At 64.0% G+C, this 22,944-nt stretch carries 22 protein-coding genes and 1 tRNA gene; 7 read left to right on the top strand and 16 right to left on the bottom strand.

Annotated features, from left to right (window positions below):
• Positions 1 to 3: 3 nt before the first annotated feature.
• The 12 genes from nuoI to I6F09_RS19495 form a co-directional block, all read right to left on the bottom strand.
• Positions 4 to 492 carry an NADH-quinone oxidoreductase subunit NuoI gene (nuoI, locus tag I6F09_RS19440; RefSeq protein WP_027550624.1) on the bottom strand — a complete coding sequence of 163 codons (489 nt, stop codon included), beginning with the start codon at positions 490 to 492 and terminating at the stop codon, positions 4 to 6.
• A 14-nt stretch (positions 493 to 506) separates the two neighbouring features.
• A complete protein-coding gene (nuoH, locus tag I6F09_RS19445) occupies positions 507 to 1,574 on the bottom strand; it encodes an NADH-quinone oxidoreductase subunit NuoH (protein WP_085969087.1) in 1,068 nt (355 codons plus the stop codon).
• Between the two features lie 10 nt (positions 1,575 to 1,584).
• Complete coding sequence (nuoG, locus tag I6F09_RS19450) at positions 1,585 to 3,660, bottom strand: NADH-quinone oxidoreductase subunit NuoG (protein WP_225188812.1); 2,076 nt, start codon at positions 3,658 to 3,660, stop codon at positions 1,585 to 1,587.
• A 5-nt stretch (positions 3,661 to 3,665) separates the two neighbouring features.
• Positions 3,666 to 4,991, bottom strand: a complete 1,326-nt coding sequence (gene nuoF / locus I6F09_RS19455; RefSeq protein ID WP_036025343.1) for an NADH-quinone oxidoreductase subunit NuoF — start codon at positions 4,989 to 4,991, stop codon at positions 3,666 to 3,668.
• A 15-nt stretch (positions 4,992 to 5,006) separates the two neighbouring features.
• A complete protein-coding gene (locus tag I6F09_RS19460; protein WP_050991808.1) occupies positions 5,007 to 5,207 on the bottom strand; it encodes a hypothetical protein in 201 nt (66 codons plus the stop codon).
• Positions 5,207 to 5,818: an NADH-quinone oxidoreductase subunit NuoE gene (nuoE, locus tag I6F09_RS19465; protein WP_225188813.1), complete on the bottom strand. Its 612-nt coding sequence runs from the start codon at positions 5,816 to 5,818 to the stop codon at positions 5,207 to 5,209. The genes I6F09_RS19460 and nuoE overlap by 1 nt, the downstream gene beginning before the upstream one ends.
• A gap of 12 nt (positions 5,819 to 5,830) precedes the next feature.
• A complete protein-coding gene (locus tag I6F09_RS19470) occupies positions 5,831 to 6,808 on the bottom strand; it encodes an FkbM family methyltransferase (protein WP_036025345.1) in 978 nt (325 codons plus the stop codon).
• Complete coding sequence (locus tag I6F09_RS19475) at positions 6,808 to 8,004, bottom strand: NADH-quinone oxidoreductase subunit D (protein WP_036010192.1); 1,197 nt, start codon at positions 8,002 to 8,004, stop codon at positions 6,808 to 6,810. The genes I6F09_RS19470 and I6F09_RS19475 overlap by 1 nt, the downstream gene beginning before the upstream one ends.
• Before the next feature lie 2 nt (positions 8,005 to 8,006).
• On the bottom strand, positions 8,007 to 8,621 hold the full coding sequence (locus I6F09_RS19480; protein WP_057029443.1) for an NADH-quinone oxidoreductase subunit C: 615 nt from the start codon (positions 8,619 to 8,621) through the stop codon (positions 8,007 to 8,009).
• A gap of 11 nt (positions 8,622 to 8,632) precedes the next feature.
• Positions 8,633 to 9,217: an NADH-quinone oxidoreductase subunit B gene (locus tag I6F09_RS19485; RefSeq protein ID WP_172783815.1), complete on the bottom strand. Its 585-nt coding sequence runs from the start codon at positions 9,215 to 9,217 to the stop codon at positions 8,633 to 8,635.
• Positions 9,214 to 9,579: an NADH-quinone oxidoreductase subunit A gene (locus tag I6F09_RS19490; RefSeq protein ID WP_008136158.1), complete on the bottom strand. Its 366-nt coding sequence runs from the start codon at positions 9,577 to 9,579 to the stop codon at positions 9,214 to 9,216. Before I6F09_RS19490 ends, I6F09_RS19485 begins: the two co-directional genes overlap by 4 nt.
• A 675-nt stretch (positions 9,580 to 10,254) precedes the next feature.
• Positions 10,255 to 12,510, bottom strand: a complete 2,256-nt coding sequence (locus I6F09_RS19495; protein WP_225188858.1) for a TonB-dependent siderophore receptor — start codon at positions 12,508 to 12,510, stop codon at positions 10,255 to 10,257.
• A 379-nt stretch (positions 12,511 to 12,889) separates the two neighbouring features.
• Between I6F09_RS19495 and I6F09_RS19500 the strand changes: the two genes are divergently transcribed.
• Entirely contained in the window at positions 12,890 to 13,093 is a 204-nt protein-coding gene (locus tag I6F09_RS19500; RefSeq protein WP_036010204.1) for a hypothetical protein, read from the top strand.
• Positions 13,094 to 13,259: 166 nt separating this feature from the next.
• Here I6F09_RS19500 and I6F09_RS19505 read toward each other — a convergent pair whose 3' ends face one another.
• Together I6F09_RS19505 and I6F09_RS19510 are read right to left on the bottom strand one after the other, a co-directional pair.
• Entirely contained in the window at positions 13,260 to 14,366 is a 1,107-nt protein-coding gene (locus tag I6F09_RS19505; protein ID WP_225188814.1) for an autotransporter outer membrane beta-barrel domain-containing protein, read from the bottom strand.
• Between the two features lie 250 nt (positions 14,367 to 14,616).
• On the bottom strand, positions 14,617 to 14,868 hold the full coding sequence (locus I6F09_RS19510; protein ID WP_225188815.1) for a hypothetical protein: 252 nt from the start codon (positions 14,866 to 14,868) through the stop codon (positions 14,617 to 14,619).
• 343 nt (positions 14,869 to 15,211) lie between these two features.
• On the opposite strand from I6F09_RS19510, the gene I6F09_RS19515 reads away from it, so the two are divergent.
• Both I6F09_RS19515 and I6F09_RS19520 read left to right on the top strand, forming a co-directional pair.
• Positions 15,212 to 17,302: a caspase family protein gene (locus tag I6F09_RS19515; protein WP_225188816.1), complete on the top strand. Its 2,091-nt coding sequence runs from the start codon at positions 15,212 to 15,214 to the stop codon at positions 17,300 to 17,302.
• A 16-nt stretch (positions 17,303 to 17,318) separates the two neighbouring features.
• Positions 17,319 to 18,815 carry a caspase family protein gene (locus I6F09_RS19520; RefSeq protein ID WP_225188817.1) on the top strand — a complete coding sequence of 499 codons (1,497 nt, stop codon included), beginning with the start codon at positions 17,319 to 17,321 and terminating at the stop codon, positions 18,813 to 18,815.
• Positions 18,816 to 18,913: 98 nt separating this feature from the next.
• Here the strand turns inward: I6F09_RS19520 and I6F09_RS19525 are convergent.
• Positions 18,914 to 18,990: transfer RNA gene (locus tag I6F09_RS19525), tRNA-Asp, on the bottom strand.
• Positions 18,991 to 19,224: 234 nt separating this feature from the next.
• Between I6F09_RS19525 and I6F09_RS19530 the strand changes: the two genes are divergently transcribed.
• Positions 19,225 to 19,554 carry an HU family DNA-binding protein gene (locus I6F09_RS19530; RefSeq protein ID WP_036010212.1) on the top strand — a complete coding sequence of 110 codons (330 nt, stop codon included), beginning with the start codon at positions 19,225 to 19,227 and terminating at the stop codon, positions 19,552 to 19,554.
• Positions 19,555 to 19,651: 97 nt separating this feature from the next.
• Positions 19,652 to 20,902, top strand: coding sequence for a peptidase T (gene pepT, locus I6F09_RS19535; RefSeq protein ID WP_225188818.1), 1,251 nt, complete (start codon positions 19,652 to 19,654; stop codon positions 20,900 to 20,902).
• Positions 20,903 to 20,966: 64 nt separating this feature from the next.
• Here pepT and I6F09_RS19540 read toward each other — a convergent pair whose 3' ends face one another.
• Entirely contained in the window at positions 20,967 to 21,857 is an 891-nt protein-coding gene (locus tag I6F09_RS19540) for a hypothetical protein (RefSeq protein WP_225188819.1), read from the bottom strand.
• Positions 21,858 to 22,216: 359 nt separating this feature from the next.
• On the opposite strand from I6F09_RS19540, the gene I6F09_RS19545 reads away from it, so the two are divergent.
• Positions 22,217 to 22,447: a hypothetical protein gene (locus tag I6F09_RS19545; protein ID WP_051057014.1), complete on the top strand. Its 231-nt coding sequence runs from the start codon at positions 22,217 to 22,219 to the stop codon at positions 22,445 to 22,447.
• 120 nt (positions 22,448 to 22,567) lie between these two features.
• Positions 22,568 to 22,930 carry a hypothetical protein gene (locus tag I6F09_RS19550; RefSeq protein ID WP_225188820.1) on the top strand — a complete coding sequence of 121 codons (363 nt, stop codon included), beginning with the start codon at positions 22,568 to 22,570 and terminating at the stop codon, positions 22,928 to 22,930.
• Positions 22,931 to 22,944: the final 14 nt, after the last annotated feature.

Consider the following 22,944-nt stretch of genomic DNA (forward strand, 5'->3'; position numbering starts at 1 on the left):
ACCTCACCGGTACGGCGCGTCGAGCTCGATCGCCTTGGCGATCTCGCGTTCCCAGCGGTCGCCGTTGGCGAGCAGCTTGGCCTTGTCATAATAGAGTTCCTCGCGGGTCTCGGTCGCGAACTCGAAGTTCGGGCCTTCGACGATTGCATCGACCGGACAGGCTTCCTGGCAGAGGCCGCAATAGATGCACTTCACCATGTCGATGTCGTAGCGCACGGTGCGGCGGGTGCCGTCGTTGCGGCGCGGGCCGGCCTCGATGGTGATCGCCTGCGCCGGACAGACTGCCTCGCACAGCTTGCAGGCGATGCAGCGCTCTTCGCCGTTCGGATAGCGGCGCAGCGCGTGCTCGCCGCGGAAGCGGGGCGAGATCGGGCCCTTCTCGAACGGATAGTTCAGCGTCGGCTTCGGCTGGAAGAAATAACGCATGGCGAGGAAGAACGCCGAGACGAATTCCGACAGCAGAAGCGAGCGTGCAGTGGCGTTGACGTTGATACCCATGACGGCCCTCACTTCGGCGCGATGCCGGCGAAATGCAGCACGCCGGCCACCACGATCACCATCGCCAGCGACAGCGGCAGGAACACCTTCCAGCCGAGGCGCATCAGTTGATCGTAGCGGTAGCGCGGCACGATCGCCTTCGCCATCGCGAACAGGAAGAACATGAAGAACAATTTCAGCGAGAACCAGATGATCCCCGGCACCCAGTTGAAGGGCGGCAGGTCCACCGGCGGCAGCCAGCCTCCGAGGAACAGGATCGTCGCCAGCGCGCACATCGTGACGATTGCGACATACTCGCCGAGCATGAACAAGAGGTACGGCGTCGAGCCGTACTCGACCATGAAGCCGGCGACGAGCTCGGATTCGGCTTCGACGAGGTCGAAGGGCGGACGGTTGGTTTCCGCCAGCGCCGAGACGTAGAACACCACGAACATCGGGAACAACGGCCAGACGTACCAATTCAGGATCGTCAGCTGCGGCAGCCCGATCAGGCTGGCGAGGCCGCGCGCGTGCTGGGCCTCGACCACCGCCGTCAGGTTCAGCGTGCCGGCGCAGAGCAGCACGGTGATGATGACGAAGCCGATCGAGACTTCGTAGGACACCATCTGCGCGGCCGAGCGCAGCGCGGCGAGGAACGGATACTTCGAGTTCGACGACCAGCCGGCCATGATGATGCCGTAGATCGACAGCGACGAGATCGCGAAGATGAAGAGGACGCCGACATTGATGTCGGCGATCACCCAGCCGAGATTGGTCGGGATCACCGCCCAGGCCGCGAGCGCGAGCACGCATGAGACCAAGGGAGCAAGAAGAAACACGCCCTTGTTGGCGCCGGCCGGGATGATCGGCTCCTTCAGCACGAACTTCAACAGGTCGGCGAAGGATTGCAGCAGGCCCCACGGGCCGACGACGTTCGGGCCGCGGCGGATCTGCACCGCCGCCCAGATCTTGCGGTCGGCGAGCAGGATGTAGGCGATCGCGACCAGCAGGACGACGAGCACGAGGACACTCTGCGCGACCATGATGATCAGCGGCCAGAGGAACCCGGTCCAGAATGCGCTTTCGAAGAATTCCATCAGATCACGCTCACTCCGCTGCGGTCAGCATCTGCCCGGAGGCGAGGCGCGAGCATTCCGCCATCACGGCGGACGCACGCGCGATTGGGTTGGTCAAATAGAAGTCCTCGACCAGAGGCTTGAACGGCGCCTTCTCGGGCGAGCCGCCCTTGCCCGCCAGCTTCTTGATCTGGTCGGCCGAGCCGGCCTCGATCTGGTCGAGACGGATCAGATGCGGCACGGCCTTGAACGCCGCCTGGCGCAGGGCTTGAAGCGAGTCATAGCCGAGCTTCTTGCCGAGCGCTTCCGACAGCGCGCGGATGATGGCCCAGTCCTCGCGGGCCTCGCCTGGCGGGAACGCGGCGCGGCCGGTCATCTGCACGCGGCCTTCGGTGTTGACGTAGATTGCAGACTTCTCGGTGTAGGCGGCCGCCGGCAGGATGACGTCGGCGCGATGTGCGCCGCGATCGCCATGGGTGCCGATATAGACGACGAAGGTGCCGTCCGGCGCCTTGATCTCGTCGGCCCCGAGCAGGAATAGCAGGTCGAGCGTGCCGAACGTCGTCATCTGCGCGGCGTTGAGGCCGCCGCCGGTTGCGGCAAAGCCGATATCCAGCGCGCCGACGCGCGAGGCGGTCTCGTGCAGCACTCCAAAACCGTTCCAGCCGTCCTTGACTGCGCCGACATCAAGCGCGAGCTTGGCGCTGGCGGCGAGAATGGCGGCGCCGTCGTGACGGGCGGCCGCGCCCGCACCGACCAGGATGATCGGTTTCTCAGCGTTCTTCAGCACGTCCATGAAGGAATGCTTGCCGGCCGCGAGCTCGGCCAGCGTCTCGGTACCGGCACCGAGGTGGTCGAAATCATAGGTCAGGTCGGCCTTGGCACCGATCACGCCGACCTTGAAGCCGCCGGCACGCCAGCGCTTGCGGATGCGGGCGTTGAACACGGCCGCCTCTTTCCGCGGGTTCGCGCCGATGATGAGCAGCGCGTCGGCCTGCTCGACGCCGGCGAGCGTCGGATTGAAGATGTAGGAGCCGCGGCCGAGCGCCGGATCGAAGGCGTCGCCGCCCTGCACCGCCAGATTGCTCGAACCGTATTTGCCGAGCAGGTCCTTCAGCGCGAACATCTCCTCGACGCCGGCGAGATCGCCTGCGATCGCGCCGATGCGCTTGCCGTCGGTGCGCGCCGCCTTGGCGGCGATCGCGGCGAAGGCCTCGGTCCAGCTCGCTGCGCGCAGCTTGCCGGCTTCGCGGATATAGGGCCGGTCGAGACGCTGGGTGCGGAGGCCATCGACCACGTGCCGGGTCTTGTCGGAGATCCACTCCTCGTTCACGGCCTCGTTGATGCGCGGCAGGATCCGCATCACCTCGCGGCCGCGGGTGTCGACGCGGATCGCAGAGCCGACGCCGTCCATGACGTCGATCGACTGGGTCTTGCCGAGCTCCCACGGGCGCGCCGCGAAGGCATAGGGCTTCGAGGTCAACGCGCCGACCGGGCAGATGTCGACGAGGTTGCCCTGCAATTCGGACGTCAGCGCGTGCTCGAGATAGGTCGTGATCTCCATGTCCTCGCCGCGGCCGGTGGCGCCCATCTCGGGCGCGCCGGCGACTTCCGCCGAAAAGCGGACGCAGCGCGTGCACTGGATGCAGCGGTTCATCGAGGTCTTGACCAGCGCGCCGAGATATTTGTCCTCGACCGCGCGCTTGTTCTCGGCGAAACGGCTGGTGTCGACACCGTAGCCCATCGCCTGGTCCTGCAGGTCGCACTCGCCGCCCTGGTCACAGATCGGGCAGTCCAAGGGATGGTTGATCAGGAGGAATTCCATCACGCCTTCGCGTGCCTTCTTCACCATCGGCGAACGCGTCGAAATCTCCGGCGGCTCGCCCTTGGGGCCCGGACGGCAATCGCGCACGCCCCAGGCGCAGCTCGCGACCGGCTTCGGGCCGCCCTTCACCTCGACGAGGCACATCCGGCAATTGCCGGCGATCGACAGCCGCTCGTGATAGCAGAAGCGCGGAATCTCGGCGCCGGCCGCCTCGCACGCCTGAAGCAGTGTGTACTCGGCGGGGACATCGATCTCTTTGCCGTCGATGATGAGCTTGGTCATGTCTCTTACTCCGCCGCGACCATGTTCACGGGATCGCGGACCCCGATGTCATCGACATCGGCCTTGTGCGAATATTGGTCGATGCGCGCTTCGATCTCGTGGCGGAAGTGCGTGATCAGGCCCTGGATCGGCCAGGCGGCGGCGTCGCCGAGCGCGCAGATGGTGTGGCCCTCGACCTGCTTGGTGACCTCGAGCAGCATGTCGATCTCGCGCTTGTGGGCACGGCCTTCGGCCATGCGGGTCAGGACGCGCCACATCCAGCCCGTGCCCTCGCGGCACGGCGTGCACTGGCCGCAGCTCTCGTGCTTGTAGAAATAGGAGATGCGGGCGATCGCACGGATCAGGTCGGTCGACTTGTCCATCACGATCACCGCGGCGGTGCCGAGGCCCGAGCGCAGCTTGCTCAGGCTATCGAAATCCATCGGCGTGTCGATGATCTGCTCGGCCGGCACCATGCGCACCGACGAGCCGCCGGGGATCACGGCCTTGAGGTTGTCCCAGCCGCCGCGAATGCCGCCGCAATGCTTCTCGATCAGCTCACGGAACGGGATGCCCATGGCCTCTTCGACGTTGCAGGGCCGCTCGACATGGCCGGAGATGCAGAACAGCTTGGTGCCGACATTGTTCGGGCGGCCGATGCCGGCGAACCACGCCGCGCCGCGGCGCAGGATATCGGGCGCAACGGCGATGGATTCGACGTTGTTGACGGTGGTCGGGCAGCCGAACAGACCGACATTCGCCGGGAACGGCGGCTTCAGCCGCGGCTGACCCTTCTTGCCTTCGAGGCTTTCGAGCAGCGCAGTCTCCTCGCCGCAGATATAGGCGCCGGCCCCGTGGGCGACGTAGAGGTCGAACGGCCAGCCGTTGAGATTGTCCTTGCCGATCAGCTTGGCTTCATAGGCCTGGTCGATCGCGGCCTGAAGGCGCTCGCGCTCGCGGATGAACTCGCCGCGGACATAGATGTAGCAGGCATGCGCGTTCATCGCGAAGCTCGCGATCAGGCAGCCCTCGACCAACAGATGCGGATCATGCCGCATGATCTCGCGGTCCTTGCAGGTGCCGGGCTCGGATTCGTCGGCGTTGACGACGAGATAGCTGGGACGGCCGTCGGTCGATTCCTTCGGCATGAAGGACCACTTGAGACCGGTGGGGAAGCCGGCGCCGCCGCGGCCGCGCAGGCCCGAGGCCTTCATCTCGTTGATGATCCAGTCGCGGCCCTTGTCGATGATGTTCTTGGTGCCATCCCAGGCGCCGCGACGCCGCGCACCCTCCAGCCCCCAATCATGGAGGCCGTAGAGGTTCTTGAAGATGCGGTCCTTGTCCTCGAGCATATCAGTGCTTTCCGATCAACGAATGGACTGCTTGTAGGCAAGTCCGGCGGCGCAGACGGCGAAGAACAGCGCCCAGAGCAGACTGGTCTCCTGCGACGCGTTCATGAAGTAACGCTGCAGCAGGAACATGAAGGCAGCCGCGATCGCGGCGTGCATGGCGACGAAGCCCCATTTCTTCACGGCCGCGGTCCCTCCGGTTACGACGAGATCACGCATCAGGTGATCTCCTTGAGCGTGGTCGGTCCGGTGATCGGCGCCGAGAATTGGCGGCCGTTCTGCGGACCGGGCTTGGGCGGATTGCCCGAAGCGAAGCCATCGAGCACCTTGCCGAAGCTTTCCTTGGTCAGGTCCTCATAGGTGTCCCTGCCGATCAGCACCATCGGCGCGTTCACGCAGGCGCCCAGGCACTCCACCTCCTCCCAGCTGAAATTGCCGTCCTTGGAGAGATGGAAGGGCTCGTGATGGATGCGGTGCTCGCAGACGTGGATCAGATCCTCGGCGCCGCGTAGCCGGCACGGCGTGGTGCCGCAGACCTGGACGTGGGCCTTCTTGCCGACGGGGGCGAGCTGGAACATGGTGTAGAAGGTCGCGACCTCCAGCACGCGGATATAGGGCATGTCGAGCATGTCGGCGATGACGCGGATCGCGGCCTCCGACACCCAGCCCTCGTTCTGCTCCTGCGCGCGCCAGAGGATGGCGATGACGGCGGAGGCCTGACGGCCTTCGGGATATTTCGCGATCTGCTGCCGGGCGAATGCGAGGTTCTCCTCCGTGAACGCAAAGCTCGCGGGTTGGACTTCCTTCGGTGCTAATCGGCGAACGGACATCTCTTCAATCTCTCACTGCATGCGGCGCGCGGTCTTGGTATCCAGGTTCTTGGCGTTCATGGCCTCGATCCTGTCCTGCCAGAATGCGCTTGCGGTGCCGAAAACGTTGTAGCCGACGTGGGTCGAGACCTTGATGCGGTCGAGGATCGACAGCTCGGTCACGGTCTCCATGCGGTTGCTGCGCGGATCGAACACGATCAGCTTCAGCGGGGTCTGTTCGAGGATGAAGCGCGACACGGCGTGCGAGCGGTCGCTGCCGTGCTCCTCGCACATGATGACGCTGTCGGCCTGAAGCAGCCGTGCCCCGCCCTTGATCGCCTCGATCTCGACGCCCTCGACGTCGAGCTTGATCAGGTACTTGCCGGTGGCCGCGACCTTGCCGTCCTCGATCAAATTGTCGAGCGCGATCACCGGCACCTCCTCGCCGCCCGCCGACTGATCGCCGGCGATGCTGAAGGCTTCGTGCTTGGTGCCCGACAGACGCGCGGTGCCGCGCGCCGCGCCGATGGCGCATTTCATGGTCTCGAAGCGGCCAGCGTTGATGCGGGCATTGTTGGCGAGCTTCGAATAGTTCTGGCCCGACGGCTCGATCGCGATCGCCTTATGCGCGCCGAACGGCTTGCTCGAGACCAGCACCGACCAATAACCGTAATTGGCGCCGCAATCGAGCAGCGTGTAGTCGACGTCGATGGAATCGGCGAACAAGAGCTCGAGCTCGTCCTCGTAAATGTAGGAGCGGTTGAGCAGCTTGCTCCAATAGCCGTCGCCGTAAGGGAATTCGAACACCGCGTCGGGATTGAGCCTGATCGCGATGTTGCGCTCGGGTAGCGTCTTGCGCAGCAAATTCGCGCAGGCGATGTAGCCCATATGCGAGAAGTGCGAAGAGATCTTCGATCCCGTCACCAGCGCCAAGGCAGCCGTCCGCTCCCACAGGTTGGCCCCTTCAAGGGCCCCCGAGGCACGGTCAAACTGGATTGGCGCCTGCGCCATCACCGATCGACCTCTCCGAACACGATGTCGAGCGATCCTAGGATCGCCGACACGTCGGCCAGCAGATGGCCGCGGCAGATGTGGTCCATGGCCTGCAGATGTGCAAAGCCCGGCGCGCGGATCTTGCACTTGTAGGGCTTGTTGGTGCCGTCGGCGACGAGATAGACGCCGAACTCGCCTTTGGGCGCCTCGACCGCAGCATAGACCTCGCCGGCCGGCACGTGGACGCCTTCGGTGTAGAGCTTGAAGTGGTGGATCAGCGCTTCCATCGAGCGCTTCATCTCGCCACGGCGCGGCGGCGCGACCTTGTTGTCTTCGACGACGACCGGGCCCTTGCCGTCAGGCGCGTTCAGCTTCTGGATGCACTGTTTCATGATGCGCACGGACTGGCGCATCTCTTCCATGCGGATCAGGTAGCGGTCGTAGCAGTCGCCGTTCTTGCCGATCGGAATGTCGAAATCCATCTCGGCGTAACACTCATAGGGCTGCGACTTGCGCAAGTCCCAGGCCGCGCCCGAGCCGCGCACCATCACACCCGAGAAACCCCATTCCCAGGCTTCCTTCAGCGGCACCACGCCGATGTCGACGTTGCGCTGCTTGAAGATGCGATTGGCGGTGAGCAGACGGTCGAGATCGTCGACGACCTTGAGGAACGGATCGCACCAGGCCTCGATGTCGTCGACCAGCTTCTGCGGCAGGTCCTGATGCACGCCGCCGATACGGAAATAGGCCGCATGCATGCGGCTGCCCGAGGCGCGCTCGTAGAACACCATCAGCTTCTCGCGCTCTTCGAAGCCCCACAGCGGCGGGGTCAGCGCGCCGACGTCCATCGCCTGCGTGGTGACGTTGAGCAGATGCGAGAGGATGCGGCCGATCTCGCAATAGAGCACGCGGATCAGCTGGCCGCGGCGCGGCACCTCGATGCCGAGCAGCTTTTCGGCGGCGAGGCAGAAGGCGTGCTCCTGATTCATCGGCGCGACGTAGTCGAGCCGGTCGAAATAAGGGATCGCCTGCAAGTACGTCTTCTGCTCGATCAGCTTCTCGGTGCCGCGGTGAAGCAGGCCGATATGCGGATCGACGCGCTCTACCACTTCGCCGTCCAGCTCCAGCACGAGGCGCAGCACGCCGTGCGCCGCAGGATGCTGCGGACCAAAGTTGATCGTGAAGTTACGAAGATTCTGCGGTTGCTCGTTCATGATCAGACCTTCGGCCCCGCTTTTTCATCGCCCGGAAGCACCGGATAGTCGGCACCTTCCCAAGGAGACAAAAAGTCGAACTTGCGGAATTCCTGGTTGAGCCGGACCGGCTCGTACACCACCCGCTTCTCCTGGTCGTCGTAGCGGACCTCGACGAAGCCGGTGAGCGGGAAATCCTTGCGCAGCGGATGGCCCTCGAAGCCGTAGTCGGTGAGGATGCGGCGCATGTCGGGATGGCCGACGAAGAACACGCCGTAGAGGTCGTAGGCTTCGCGCTCGAACCAGTCCGCGCCGGGGAAGACGTCGATCAGCGAGGGCACCTGCGTGGTCTCGTCGGCTTGCGCCTTGAGCCGGATGCGCGCGTTCAAGGTCGGCGACAGGAAGTGATAGATGACGTCGAAGCGCTTCTCGCGATCCGGGTAGTCCACCGCCGTGATGTCGGTGATGTTGACGAACCGGCAGTTCGGGTCATCGCGGAGGTACTTGACCACCTCGACGATCCTGGCGGCCTCGACGTCCACGGTGAGCTGGTTGAAGGCCAACGAGTGACCGGTCGCGGCGCCCGGAAGCGCGCTAACGATCGTCTGCCCCAGGGCGTCGAGCTTGGCGTCGTCCATGACGTAAAACCTTAGCGTTCGATGGTGCCGGTGCGCCGGATCTTCTTCTGCAGCAGAAGCACGCCGTAGAGCAGCGCCTCCGCCGTGGGCGGGCAGCCCGGCACGTAGATGTCGATCGGCACGATGCGGTCGCAGCCGCGCACGACCGAGTAGGAATAGTGATAATAGCCGCCGCCATTGGCGCAGGAGCCCATCGAGATGACGTAGCGCGGTTCGGGCATCTGGTCGTAGACCTTGCGCAGCGCCGGCGCCATCTTGTTGGTCAGCGTTCCCGCCACGATCATCACGTCGGACTGACGCGGCGAGGCACGCGGGGCGAAGCCGAAGCGCTCGACGTCGTAGCGCGGCATCGAGACCTGCATCATCTCGACCGCGCAGCAGGCGAGACCGAAGGTCATCCACATCAAAGAGCCGGTACGCGCCCAGGTGATGAGGTCGTCGGTCGCGGCCACGAAGAAGCCCTTGTCGGACAGCTCGGAATTGACCTCGAGGAAGAACGGATCATTGGCCCCGACCGGCTTGCCGGTCGAAGGATCCAGAATGCCCTTCGGGGCCGGTGCGATCACCGGACCTGCGGACTGTGTAGCCGGGTTCAATCCCATTCGAGGGCCCCTTTCTTCCATTCATAGGCGAACCCGACCGTCAGCACGGCGAGGAACACCACCATGGACCAGAAGCCGGTCGCGCCAAGCTTGCCGAACGCCACCGCCCAGGGAAACAGAAACGCCACCTCGAGATCGAAGATGATGAAGAGGATGGCGACGAGATAGAAGCGGACGTCGAACTTCATGCGGGCGTCGTCGAAGGCGTTGAAGCCGCACTCGTAGGCCGACAGCTTTTCGGGATCCGGCTGCTGGAACGCCACGATGAACGGCGCGATCAGCAGCACGAGGCCGATCAGGCCCGCTACCCCTATAAAGACGACGAGTGGAAGATAGTTCTGCAGAATGCCGCTCATTGGCGAGCCCTTTTCCCGCAGCCTCGGGACAGCCACGGATTCGTCCGATTTGGAATTATTCTGAGCCTTAGCGCAGTGCACCAATGGGCGCAAGACACGCTCTTTTCAGGCCCTTTGCCGCCCCCAGAACGGTGAAAATCCCGGAATCACCCCGCGGCTGGTATGGAGCAGATCGCCCCACCCAGCAAGGGCTGCCACGGTCTCGCAGGTCAGCCGTTCTGCGATTGCGGCGCTCGGGCCGAGCCAGCTATTCGCTGCGCGCTAATCGACCGAATGCTCCGGTTTTTGGTGCGGCAGCGCAGCGCCGCAGGGGCAACTTCCCCCCGTTATCGCGGCGACCGATTTGCCGATCGGCGCGGCCAGGACCCATGCTGGTGCGGCCGCCTCAGGTGCAGGAAAGACCTGTCCACAGCTCAGAGTAATCGGAGGAGCCATGCGTCATCACAGGACCGGGGCTCGTCCGGCGAATGTGCCCGCGATTGGCTCCAAGCCGGTCGCGGGCGCGGCGGCGACCTGCCGGTCGCTCGCGCCGCGCCCGGATGAGCTTTGGGCCGGGGGGCATGGCCCGCGAGCTCATCGTAACCGCAGATCAGCGGACGCCCAGGTGGAGCCGAGCGAACGTCACGATCGGTTGCGCTTCGTCCCAGAGCCTTCCGGCCCTGCCCTCGCCTGCCCTCACCATTTGTAGGAGACGCTGGCGGTGACGCGCCGACGGTCGCCGTAGAAGCAGGACGTGGCCGACGCACAGCTCGCGACGTAGATCTTGTCGGTCAGGTTGATCACGTTGAGCGCCGTCCGCCAGTTCTGCCATTCATAGTGGAGCGCGAGATCGCCGAGCACGACCGCGGGAACCTCGAGCGTGTTGGCGGTATCGGCCCAGGACGAGCCGATGTAACGTACGCCGCCGCCGAAGCCGAAGCCCGCGAGCGGTCCGTCCTTGAAGGTGTAGTCGGCCCAGCCGGACACCAGGAGTTCGGGCGTGTTGGTCGGCGTCTTGCCGACGAGCGTCGGATCGAGATCCTTGCTCACAAAGAGATTATAGGCCGTGAAGGCACCGATGAACTTCAGCTCCTTCGTGGCATTGGCCACCGCCTCGAGCTCGATGCCGCGCGAGGTCACCTCGCCAGTCTGGTTCTGCAGGAGCGGAACGCTGCCCGGCACCGTTGTCGGGACATTCTGACGGACAAGGTCGAACGCCGAAACGGTGAAATAGCCGTCGAATCCGACCGGCGCGACCTTCACGCCGATTTCGGCCTGCTTACCGGTCTCCGGCAGGAAAAGCTGGTTCGACGCATTAAGGCCGATGATTGGATTGTAGCTCGTTGAATAGGAGACGTAAGGCGAGATGCCGTTGTCGAAATTGTAGATCAACCCGGCGCGGCCGCTGAACCTGCTGTCGTCGCGGCTGGCGACGGTGGCGCCGGTGTCCCGGGCTTCCTGCGTCGTCTCGACCCAGTCATTGCGGCCGCTCAGCACCAGCGTGAAATTGCCGAGCTTCATCTGGTCCTGAACGTAAGTACCAGCCTGTTTCTGCGTGATGAGGAAGTTGCGGAACGGCGAGCCGGGTAGCGGAACCTCAGCTCCTCCGTAGGCCGGATTGAAGACGTTGATCGAGGGCACACCGAACCCGAAGGCCTGGTAATCGTCGATTTGATAGCCCCGCAGATCGACACCGAACAGCATCGTGTGCCTGACGGCGCCGGTGTTGAAACGATACTCCAGCTGGTTGTCGAGATTGGCCTGATTCGCGGTGTTTTTCGCATACCAGTTATAGCGGCCCATCGTCGCCGTGTTGATGTTGTCCCAGCCGTTGCCGACATAGCCGCGATAGGTGATGTCAACATGCGCAAAGCGCGCGTTCTGACGGAACGTCACATCGTCGGTGAGATGACGCTCGAACTGGTAGCCGAGCATCTCCTGCTCGCGCGTGAACTTATCGACACTGGGATCGCCGACGAAGAAGCTGGTCGGGATCTTGCCGAACGGCGCGCTGGTCACCGTGCCCTGATAGGGCAGGAAGTTGATGCCGCGGGTATCCTGCTTCGAGGCCGACGCCAGCACCGTGAAGGTCGTGTCGGCATCGGGCTTCCACGTGACCGACGGCGCGATGAAGTAGTTGTTGTCAGGTGTGAAGTTGACCTGCGTACCGCCGTTCTGGACCTGGCCGACCACGCGCGCGAACAGCTTGCCGTTATCAGGACTGGTCGCAACCGGACCGCCCATGTCGAAGCAGACATAGGCGTTGCCGAAGTTGTTGACGCCGGTCTCGATGTAACGGATCGGTTCGGCCGGCGGCATCTTGCTGATGACGTTGACGATGCCGCTCGGGCTCGATCCGCCATACAGCACCGCCGACGGACCGCGCAGCACCTCGACACGCTCCATGTTGGGCGTCTGCAGCTTCCAGCTCGCATAGGACGTGTAGAACAGCTGCATGCCGTCGAGGAACAGCCCAATGTCCTCGGACTTGAAGCCGCGGATCAGCCACCAATCGTTGCGCGTGTCCGTACCGAAAGTCCCTGCCCGCACGCCGGCGGTGTAGCGCAGAACCTCGTCGAGCTTGTTCGGCTTCTGGTCGCGGATCTGCTCGGCACCGATGACGGACACCGCCTGCGGCGTCTCCATGATCGGCGTGTTGGTCTTGGTGCCCGACGAGCTGCGGCCGGCGACATAGCCATTCACCGGCCCGCGCGGCGTCTCGACGAAGCCGACGTCGCGCCGTGGCTGCGGCCTGTTCGAGGCAGGGGTCTGCGCCGAGATCCGCGTCGCGCGGCGCTGAGGCGTCGCCGCGGTGCGGCGGCGCGCTTCCGGCGCCGTGACCGTCACCGGCGGAATGTTCTGCGCGCCACTCTGCGCGGAAGATTGTGCAAGCGATGCCTGAGGCATCAAAACCCAAGCGGATGCGGTCGCCAACACGGCCGACCGCAGCATTCCAAGACTGTTCAACGCGCCACCCCAAAGCTGCATGTTTCGATGCGTCATGCCGCCTGTCCCCGGAACGGCATGCGCTCGCGATGACGCTTATGTGAGGGCGCGGGAATTCCCTAATTGAATGCTTCTTAGAAGGACTCTTAGAAATGCTCCAATATTTCCGTATGTTGCTGCAACATCAGCGGGCTTCGGCGGCGATCACCGAAAGACGATCAGGCGGCCAAACGGCGCCCCAGACCAGCCCAGCGCGGCCGTCCGAATGAAACTTGCCGGCCGGGCGAGATGAAACCATTTTGCGGAACCCGCGAAACCATCCGGAAACAGACGGCGCTTAGAAGATGAGCCCGTAGACGACGGCAAAGCCCGTCGGGAGGCTCAGATGAACCACTCAATTCATTCTGCTGATCGTGCGACCCACCTGAAGATCGTGGTGGTGGCGCTGGTGGCCGGCATTGCCGTGGCCGGCTTCGGGATTGCGGCCCGCACCCATGCCGATTACAGCCAGACCGCCCAGTCCACCCAAGTCATCAAGGCCGGCAAGCCGGTGGTGGTGACCAGCGCGGGCACGTCCGAGATTCGCTGAACAACCGAAAAGGTCCGGTTTGATACCAAACGGCCGCCTTCAGGCGGCCTTTTCGTTCGGTTTCACCCATGCGACGGCGCCGCGGGGGATGTTGCCTCCGCCAGGCGCGAGAGGAGCGCAAGAAGATGCCCGCCGGGCACGGCGGGCATCCGTCTTCGAGATCACTCTACCAGGTATAGCGAAGGCCGGCCTGAGTACCCGCGATCGAGGTTCCGAATCCGCCAACCCCAGGCAGCAGGGGGTCCGGCAAGGTGATGCTGCTGCCATGAACTTCGAGGTAGGACGACAGCTGCGGCGTCCAGAGCACGTTGACCTTTGCGGAACCGCGAAGACCATTAGTACCGATCACGCCGGCCGCAACGGGGACCGCACCTCCAACGGCGCCGGCGCCGCTCGCGTCAACGATCCTGTAGTACTGACCCGAGATCGACGGCTGGACCTTAAAGCCCAGCCAGTCCGTCTCGAAGCCGGCGCGCATGCCACCGTGAAATTCGGTTGAATCGCCCGTCTTGCTGCCGAAATTGGCGGTATAGCTCTCCGAATAGGTTACGCCGACGGTGGGCTCGAACCACACAGTGTAGGGGAAGTCGAACCGGTATTGGCCGTTCCAGGTATAGGCCATGCCGGTGCCGTCCGCGGTCGCGGCAAGGGGCAGATTGGATGTGGTGCGAGTCCAGCTCGCAAGCGCGGTGAAGTCAGTCGAGAAACCGCCGTTGAGATACGACAGGGTGCCGGAAGTCGATGGAATTGAACCATCGGCCGTCAGTCCGCCATTCGTGAAGGTGTGCGCCCACGAGTGGGAGCCAGTCCCGATGAAGGTCAGCGCGTCGGTTGCAGTGAAGATGCCGATCTTGGTCACATCGACCGCGCCGGTCACCGTCGCAACGCTGACCTGGACCCCGCTCGATTGCGCACTGTCGCCACTGCCGACGAGGTTCGCTCCGTAAAGCCAGGCTGCCGGGGGCGGCGCCGCAAGTGCCGGAGCCTTGGCGTAGGCCAGCGCACCGAACGGATTGCTGACACCCCTTGCGGCGAACGGATCACCACGGTCGAAATCCGACGCCTCGCCGCTGAAGCGCAGCATTCCAGGAGGAGCAACGACCCTGCGATGCTGAATCTGGTCGCGGACGTTCTGGATGATGTTCTGAACGGTGTTGTTGATGACTTGCTGCGGAACATTGACCTCCTGTGCGGAGGCCGGTCGCGTCGCAAACAGACTAAGCAAAAAAAGTACGGCCACGACAAAGCCGCGGCGGAAAATTCCTGCCCTCATGGTATTCGATCAGCCCCCTGCTGGTTCAGCCCCGAGCCTTGGCGGGAGACAAACTCCCGCAAGCTTCTGGCGTCGAATTTATTCGCACAGCACCCCGGCGTCTTCACCCGATTAGGCGAAATTGGGGGTCGGGTTGATCAAGCGCATCAGTTGATGCTCATATGCAACACTTTCCCAGGCCGCGCTGCACGCCGAGCGCCACTCCAGGATACGAGACGCAACTCAACGCAGGGTTCGCGCCGACGTCCCTCTACTCTGCCGTCGAGCGGTTTCGCTTCTTGGTGGCCCCACGCGGCGTTGCCGCCTGGCTCAGCTCCGAACTTTTCTTAGGCTTGCCTGCTTCCCGTGCCCGGATGTGCCGCCGCACGTCCTCTCGAACGTTCTGCATGATCGAGTCGCGTGACGACTCGGCCGGATCATTGCAGCGGGCCACGCTGCACAAAGCGACGAGCAGCGGCAGGGCCAGAATCGGCGCACGGGCGAACTTGACTGTCCTGGTCATCCGCAGTCTCCGAAGATGTCGCCGGCCTCGGCCGCCTGCGCCATCAACACCAGCGCAGCGCGACTGGTTTCACCGCTCGCGATGTGCAGCCTCTTGGTCGAAGCATCGCCACTCCCGGTTCACGAAATCCTGAACACGGACGCCTTTGATGTCGTCATCCAGCATCCCTTGCTGTAAAATCCACGAACAAGCCGCCTTAGCCCGTTTCTGCTATTTTTCATTTTCTGAGTTTCTGCCGATGCCTGCCCATTTCGGGATTTTCGTTCTCGCAAGCTCGCGTCCCCTCTTCACGTTGCAGGATCTGGCACGCCGGATCGCCGTTCTCAGCTGCGTAGCATTGTCGATGCTCGTTTCGACAATACTGCAGGCGACCGCCGGAGACAGGATCGCGCTCGTTGTCGGCAACAGCAACTATCGCAAGGTCCCAAAACTCATCAACCCGGCCAACGACGCCGCCGACATGGCGACGTCGCTGGGTCGTCTGGGATATTCCGTCAGACACCTCGCCGACCTCGACTACAATCATTTCCGGCAGGCCCTCATCGAATTCGGCAATGCGGCGAAGACGGCCGACAAGGCGGTGATCTTCTTCGCAGGCCATGGCGTCGAAATGGACGGAAAGAACTGGCTGATTCCGGTCGATGCCGAAATCAAGTCCGAGATCGATGTCTATGCCGAGGCGATCAATCTCGAGACCCTGATCGATATCTCCGTGATGCCGAAGATCATCGGCCTCGTGGTTCTCGACGCCTGTCGCAACGACCCGTTCGAAACGACGAAGGTCGCCGCCGCGGGACGCGCGCTGTCGTCGCGGCCATCGAAGGCGGCCGCGCCAGTGTCCGGCACCCCCCGTTCCCCGACGCCCTTCGCGGCCGACACGCGCGGTCTTGCCCCTGTCGAGGTGAGCGACAACGTGCTCGTTGCCTTTGCGGCCGCTGCCGGCACGACGGCGGCCGACGGGGCCGGGCGGAATAGCCCCTACTCCGGCTCGCTCCTGCGCCATGTCGAAACGCCGCAACTCGAGATCAACTATCTCTTCCGGATCGTGCACGACGAAGTCTGGAAGGAGACCGGGACACAAGAGCCGGCAATCTACGGGACGCTGCCGAAGGGCGACATCTATCTCAACGGCGAAGCCGACATCGCAAGCGGCGATGGTGGAGCAGATGCCGAGCAGCTCGCCTGGGAGTTCGTCCGCTCGACCAACGAGATCGCGACCTTGCGCCGTTTCGCCCAGCAATTCCCGGCGAGCGCGCATACGGCCGAGATCGACCAGCGCATTGCGCAGTTGCAGACGGCTGAAACGAACGCCTGGAAGATCGTCGAGCGACAGAAGTCGCTCGCGGCCTACCGCGCCTATTTGGATCTCTATCCGTTTGGCCAGCATGTCGAGAGCGCCCGGGTCGCGCTGGCTTCGCTCGAGAAGTCGGCTAAGCCGGGCCAAGCCACCGGGCAGATCGGCATGCCCGGTCCGCCACCGGCGAGCTATCAGCTCGCCTCGGCCGAGACGACCACCGGCAATTCGGAGGCAGTCGAGAAGGCATGGGACGTCCTGAAGGAATCACGCGACAAGAGCGTGGTTGGCCGGTTTGCCGAGCGCTATCCGAGCTCGCGCCATAACCGCCTGCCGCCGGGCAGCGACCTTGCCCTGCGACCGGTCAATTCCACCGAACTGATGCTGCAATCAGCGCACGATAGCGACGTGAACGCCTGCTTCGACGGCGATTCCGGGGCGTGCGCCAGATCGATCAAAAAATACCCCGACTACGTCCAGCTTCAATTCCAGCTTTGCCGGACCAAGGGCAACCCCAAGGGATGCATGATCAACGCGGTGACCGAGGCGCGCAGGCGCGGGCTGCTGGTTTCCGCCTACACCCGCTCGGAAGAGGAAAAGGTTCGCAATCGCGAATATCGGCGAGTGGTTGCACGCGTGAACCAGAATGTCGGCAATGTGGTCAGCGGCGTCGTCAGCAACGTCGTCGGCAACGTGGTCAGCAATGCCGTTTCGACTGCGGTCAGCAATGCCGCGTCGAGCGCAGCAAGCCGGGCGGCATCGCAGGCGGCATCAGCCGCAGCGTCGAACGCTGCCAGCCGATCAGCCTCGAGCGCTGCATCAAGCGCGGCCAGCAGAGCGGCCTCGACTGCCGCTTCGAATGCCGCGAGCCGCGTCACCATTCCATCGGACATCCGCCTCAAGGAGGACATTACGGCACTCGGCTGGACCGATACTGGCCTCCGCCTCTATCGCTATCGATACAAGGGCGATGCGAGGTTCTATGTCGGCGTGATGGCGCAGGAGGTCGCGCGGCAGACTCCCGCGGCGGTGTCGTCTGGAGTGGACGGGTTTCTGCGCGTCGACTATGGTCTGCTCGGCCTCGATTTTCTCACCGACCGCGACTGGATGAGGCGGCAGCTCCGTTCGGGCATCGACTAAGGGACGCGACTCCAACTTGCGCTGGCTGGCACTGTTCATTGCCATCGGGCTTCTCTTCGACGCCGAAGCAGAAGCTTCCAACCGCCGTGTCGCCTTGGTCATTGGAAACGCGAGCTACGCGAACGCGCCGCCGCTCGGCTCTCCCGTCAATGATGCCGAGGACATTGCCGCGGGTCTCGCCGGCCTCGGCTTCGACGTCGATCTGCGCAAGAACACGACCCTCGACGATCTGCGCGCGAGGCTCGTCGCCTTCACCGAGAAGTCCGCCGCTGCGGACATCGCGGTCTTCTATTTTGCCGGATACAGTGCAGCTGCCGGTGTCGGCAGTTACCTGATCCCCGTGGATGCGCATCTTGCGACACCTGAGTCGGCCAACGCAGAGACCGTTCCCCTGGCTGCGGTGACCGCTGCCGCAGGGCGGGCTCGCAGGCTGGGTCTGGTGATCCTGGATGCCATGCGGGAGAACCCGTTCCCTGCGATACCGAATGGCCGCAGCAGCAGCTCTTCCCTGACCTCAGCCGGAAGCACACCGATCCGCAACACGCTCGTGTTCTTTCCAGCGGAGCCGGGGCGGACCGCGGAAGAAGGCGAAGGCCGCAACAGCCCTTTCGCTGCGGCGCTGCTGAAATACCTCCGGCAGGCCGACCTCGAGATCAACTTTGTGTTTCGCAACGTTCGCGACGAGGTTCGGCAGGCAACGCACCGGAAGCAGACGCCCTACATGTATGGTCAGCTTTCCAAGGACAAGATCTATCTCCATCCCGTCAAGCAAGTCGTCCAGGACGATACCGCCGTCATGCAGCACTGCGACAACGCCGTTGCCGGGCTCGCGGATTTGAGGGGACGCGCCGACCAAGGCGAGACGCGCGACGATACAAAGGCGGCGGGCGCGGTTGCGGCGTGCGCGGAGGCGGTCAAGCAGTCTCCAGGGGTGGACCGCCTGCACTACCAGCTCGGGCGTTTATTGTTCGCCATGCGCGATTACGGAGGAGCGGTGGCGAGCTACAAGGCGGCATCCGAGCTCGGCAACGCACGCGCGCTCTACGAGCTCGGATTGATGTATGAGAACGGCAACGGCGTCGAGAAAGATCCCGCCCGCTCGCGCTTCTACTATGAGATGGCCGCCGAGAAGAAGATTGCGCCAGCACTCGTCAGCCTCGGCCTACAGCAGGAGCGTGGAATCGGCGCGGCCAGCGATCCCGCAAAGGCCTATGCGTTGTACCAGCGGGCCGCCGAACTCGGCGATGCGACGGCCATCAACAGGATGGGGGAGCTTGCCGAGAAGGGACTGGGAGCCAGGCGAGACCTGAAGTTGGCTCGGGCGCTGTACCAGAGGGGCGCCGCGATGGGCGGACTCGAAGCTCTGGTCAATCTCGCCCGGTGCAACGCCAACGGAATCGGCGGCCGACGGGACCTTGCCGCGGCCAGGCGGCTCCTGGCCAAGGCAGCGCAGGCCGGCAGCACCGACGCACGGCGCATCCTCGCGCATATCGAGGAGTCCAAGCCGAAATAGACGAATTCTGGCGGGGAGTAAGCGATCGGGATGAAACAGCAGTCCAAGCGGCGCTTTTGGCTGCAAAGACAGCAACTATTTGATCTATTTGCCAAAAATGGCGCGAGAGACGGGGCTCGAACCCGCGACCTCCGGCGTGACAGGCCGGCGCTCTAACCAACTGAGCTACTCCCGCGTGACACGCAATGTCTGCGGAACGAGGGGGGACTTAAAGGCCCGATCTGGTGAAGTCAAGGATGTTGCATCCACAGCTCAAACCAGCCGATTCCCCTGCTGGCACACACGAACGCGGCCCTCGGTAACGCCGGCGGCGTAGTCAGTCCGGTCCCGAATCGTCTACGCCTCCGGGAACTTGCGGGTCAGGGGCCATCTCCCTTCTGGACGACCTGCAAGATCGAGGAGGCCAGACATGGCTAAGAAGGATCCGGCTAAGAAGGATTCTGCGAAGAAGGCAGCCGCGCCCGCCACGATCACGCTCAAGCACCTCGCCGCCGACATTGCCGAGCGCCAGGATGTCTCCAAAAAGCATGCCGAGGCCGTGCTGACCGACATGGTCGATCTGATCACCAAGCACCTCAAGAAGGGCGACCGGGTCCGCATCGTCGGCCTCGGCATCCTCCAGGTCCGCAAGCGCGCCGCCCGCACCGGCCGTAATCCTTCCACCGGCGAAGCGATCCACATCAAGGCCACCAGGAAGGTCGCGTTCCGCCCGGTGAAGGAACTGAAGGAAGCGATCTGAGGCCGCTAAAGCCCGCCCCCGAGCCCGTTGCGGCCGCATCACGGCCCGCTTTTCTGATATACCGCCAGCTTCAAGAACACCCGGCGGTTTGACCAGAATGTCCTCCCTCTCCTTTTCGCATACCGTGACCGAGCGCTTCCTGCGCTACGTCACCATCGACACCCAGTCCGATCCGGCATCCCCCAGCTCGCCGTCGACCGAGAAGCAGAAGGATCTCGGCCGCGTGCTCGCTGCCGAGCTGAAGGCCATGGGCGTTGTGGACGCGCATCTCGACGATTACGGCTACGTCTACGGAACGATCCCGGCCAACACCGACAAGAAGGTGCCGGTGATCTGCTTCTGCTCGCACATGGACACCTCGCCCGACGTCACCGGCAAGGACGTCAAGCCGCAAATCGTGAAGAACTATCGCGGCGGCGACATCGTCCTGCCCGGCGACACCAGCCAGGTGATCCGCTTCAATGAGCACCCTTCGCTGAAGAACCAGATCGGCAACGACATCATCACCACCGATGGCACCACGCTATTGGGTGCCGACAACAAGGCCGGCGTCGCCGAGATCATGGATGCCGCGCATTTCTTCATCAACAATCCCGACGTGAAGCACGGCACCATCAAGATCCTGTTCACGCCGGACGAGGAAATCGGCCGCGGCGTCGACAATGTCGACCTGAACAAGCTGGGCGCCGATTTCGGCTACACCATGGACGGCGAGAGCGCCGGCTGCGTCGAGGACGAGACCTTCTCGGCCGACGGCGCCACCATCACCATCAACGGCGTCAGCGCCCATCCCGGCTACGCCAAGGGCAAAATGGAGCACGCCATCAAGATCGCCGCGGCCATCGTCGAGCGTCTGCCGAAGGAGGGCTGCTCGCCCGAGACCACCTCGGGCAAGCAGGGTTTTCTGCATCCGATCGGCATCGACGGCGCGCTCGAACAGGCGACGCTCTCCTTCATCGTCCGCGACTTCACCGAGGAAGGGCTGAAGGAGAAGGAGGCGCTGCTCGAGGGCATCGTCAAGGACGTGATGAAGGACTACCCGCGCTCGACCTACACGTTCGAGGTCAAGGAGCAGTACCGCAACATGAAGCAGGTGATCGATCGTCACCCGCACGTGCTCGAATACGCCATCGAGGCGATCCGCCGCGCCGGCCTGCGCCCGATGCGCACCGCGATCCGCGGCGGCACCGACGGCTCGCGCCTGTCCTTCATGGGCCTGCCCTGCCCCAACATCTTTGCCGGCGAGCACGCGTTCCATTCGCGGCTCGAATGGGTCAGCCGGCAGGACATGGAGAAGGCGGTGCAGACCATCGTGCATCTGGCGATGATCTGGGAAGAGAAGGCCTAACGCTTCCTGAAGACGTCGAATAGGGCCGGGCTTGCGCCCGGCCATTTCCATTTGGTTGAGGGGCCTACGGCACCGGCATTGCGCGCGGGTTGCGGTGGAAGCGGTTGGCGCTCGCCATCCAGTTCGGCAACGGCTCTCCATCGCGATGGCGTCCGCCGGCAACCGCCGCGGCCCAGGCCACTGCGGCGCCGATCAGGGTCGCGGCTGCGACCGAGAACGCCACGATGATCGAGTTGCGCCGCGCGCGGTTGATCGCCGTCTTCGCGTCTGTGATCAGGGTGTCAACGCGCTTTTCGGCGTCGGGGGCCGCCAGTCCCGTGACCGCGGCGACCTGCTGCACGAGGTACGTCCGGTCATCGGCGGCGACGCCGCTGTGGCTGGACGACGTCATCAGGATACGTCCGGCTTCGGCGCGCGCTTCCCTTAGGTCGGTGTTCGGAGCGCGGCGCGGCGCGCGGAACAGCTTGTCGAGCTCATAGCTCAACAAGGGCTCGGCCGCCGAGGTATTGCTCGCCGAACTGCGCATCGGCGAACGGTCGATCGCGGCGGCGCCGAGAAGCGCCAGCAAAGCCGCGCCGGCCAGGACCGCCAGCGCCCAGGCACTCAGGCCATGGAGTCCGTCCCGCCGCTCGCCGTCATCCTCGATCGTCGCGAGCGCGGGCTCGGACCGGGTGGTCCGGCCGGCGACGTAACCGCCAAATCCAAAACTGACGATCGCCTGGATAATCAGATAGAGCCCGGAGAGTAGCGCCAGCGCCGCCGACGCATCGCGCCAGCTCGGCGAGGCCGAACTGACACCGAGGCCGACCGCGACACCAAAACCGATCAGGATGAACGACATTGCACTCGCAGCAAGAGCGCCGGCAAACACCGAGCTCCACTGGATGGTTCGAGGCGCCTCAACGGCCAGGCCGCCTTCCATGACCTCTTCCCGCATCAGAGTTTCGACCGTCATCGCGGCGCTCTCAGCGCAGGCCGAAGAACGACAGGATCGCCATGATGACGACGATCAAGCCGATCAGATAAATCAGTCCGTCCATTGTCCGTCCTCCTCAGTTTCTTCTCTCGCTAATCGCGAGGTATGAGGAACGTTCCAAATTGGACAGATCGTATGGAACGAACTTGGAGGATGCGGGTTGTCTGTCCAAGTCCTAGGGATAGAGATTGTGAGCACATGAGGCCTCAGCCGGCTCGTCCGGCTGGGGCCTTTCCGCGTTGCGGCCGGCAGGTTTCCTCCTGTCGTATGTTAACGACGCCGGATCCGGGATCATCAATGATGCGATCGGGGCGGAACCTCCGGATCAGGAGAGGCGCGTGGACCGCAGAACGGCGTGCCTGCATCAGGCGAATGCATTCCGGGAGAAGGCCCTCGCCGATCCCGAGCACCACGACCAATGGATCGACGAAGCGATCAAATGGCTGGAACGGGCTATGGAAGCGAGCTGTCGGGCGGTCATCACCATGGAAGGTGACAATGGCAGCGACGCTCCGGCCCCCGCGTTCGAAACCATGGCGCCGCATCGGCGCGTCATTATCCGCCAGTGAGAGGCGCTGGCAGCGCATGCACTGCTGCGGCAATTGTTCCAGGGACGTAACAATGTTGCGGGTCGACACTGTTCCCGCACCCATGCTAGGCCGGGCACAGACCGCAACCAGAGTGAACTCGTGCTCGCAAACCGTCAGCCCTCAGGATCCTGCCGCTCGCGCCCCTGGCGCGGGCTGCTGTCCGTGCTGATCGCGGTGGTCTATCTGATCGCGGGCGCGCTGCACGGCGCGCACGACATCGACGTCATCACGCCCCGCGGCGGTTCGGAGATCGCCGCGGTGCTCGATGGCGCCACCGGCCACGGCGATCACAAGGCCATCGGCGGACATCATTGCCACGGCTGCTTCTCGCTGACGGTGGCACAGCCGGCGCCGTCGACCGCGGCGATCGCGCTCGTGTCGGCCCCGAGCCCGCAACAGGCCCCCCGCCTCGCCGGAATCGTGCCCGATACCGACTCGCCCCCTCCCAGACCCATTGCCTGAACGGATTGGTCGGG

The sequence above is a fragment of the Bradyrhizobium sp. IC3195 genome, from assembly GCF_020193585.1.
Lineage (GTDB): Bacteria > Pseudomonadota > Alphaproteobacteria > Rhizobiales > Xanthobacteraceae > Bradyrhizobium > Bradyrhizobium yuanmingense.

Bases quoted from the DNA above. Each gene is read 5' to 3' on its own strand.
- nuoH (WP_085969087.1), bottom strand. From the start codon at position 1,574: ATGGAATTCTTCGAAAGCGCATTCTGGACCGGGTTCCTCTGGCCGCTG.
- nuoG (WP_225188812.1), bottom strand. From the start codon at position 3,660: ATGACCAAGCTCATCATCGACGGCAAAGAGATCGATGTCCCCGCCGAG.
- nuoF (WP_036025343.1), bottom strand. From the start codon at position 4,991: ATGCTCGAGGACAAGGACCGCATCTTCAAGAACCTCTACGGCCTCCAT.
- I6F09_RS19460 (WP_050991808.1), bottom strand. From the start codon at position 5,207: ATGCGTGATCTCGTCGTAACCGGAGGGACCGCGGCCGTGAAGAAATGG.
- nuoE (WP_225188813.1), bottom strand. From the start codon at position 5,818: ATGTCCGTTCGCCGATTAGCACCGAAGGAAGTCCAACCCGCGAGCTTT.
- I6F09_RS19470 (WP_036025345.1), bottom strand. From the start codon at position 6,808: ATGGCGCAGGCGCCAATCCAGTTTGACCGTGCCTCGGGGGCCCTTGAA.
- I6F09_RS19475 (WP_036010192.1), bottom strand. From the start codon at position 8,004: ATGAACGAGCAACCGCAGAATCTTCGTAACTTCACGATCAACTTTGGT.
- I6F09_RS19480 (WP_057029443.1), bottom strand. From the start codon at position 8,621: ATGGACGACGCCAAGCTCGACGCCCTGGGGCAGACGATCGTTAGCGCG.
- I6F09_RS19490 (WP_008136158.1), bottom strand. From the start codon at position 9,579: ATGAGCGGCATTCTGCAGAACTATCTTCCACTCGTCGTCTTTATAGGG.
- I6F09_RS19495 (WP_225188858.1), bottom strand. From the start codon at position 12,510: ATGCTGCGGTCGGCCGTGTTGGCGACCGCATCCGCTTGGGTTTTGATG.
- I6F09_RS19500 (WP_036010204.1), top strand. From the start codon at position 12,890: ATGAACCACTCAATTCATTCTGCTGATCGTGCGACCCACCTGAAGATC.
- I6F09_RS19505 (WP_225188814.1), bottom strand. From the start codon at position 14,366: ATGAGGGCAGGAATTTTCCGCCGCGGCTTTGTCGTGGCCGTACTTTTT.
- I6F09_RS19510 (WP_225188815.1), bottom strand. From the start codon at position 14,868: ATGACCAGGACAGTCAAGTTCGCCCGTGCGCCGATTCTGGCCCTGCCG.
- I6F09_RS19515 (WP_225188816.1), top strand. From the start codon at position 15,212: ATGCTCGTTTCGACAATACTGCAGGCGACCGCCGGAGACAGGATCGCG.
- I6F09_RS19530 (WP_036010212.1), top strand. From the start codon at position 19,225: ATGGCTAAGAAGGATCCGGCTAAGAAGGATTCTGCGAAGAAGGCAGCC.
- pepT (WP_225188818.1), top strand. From the start codon at position 19,652: ATGTCCTCCCTCTCCTTTTCGCATACCGTGACCGAGCGCTTCCTGCGC.
- I6F09_RS19540 (WP_225188819.1), bottom strand. From the start codon at position 21,857: ATGACGGTCGAAACTCTGATGCGGGAAGAGGTCATGGAAGGCGGCCTG.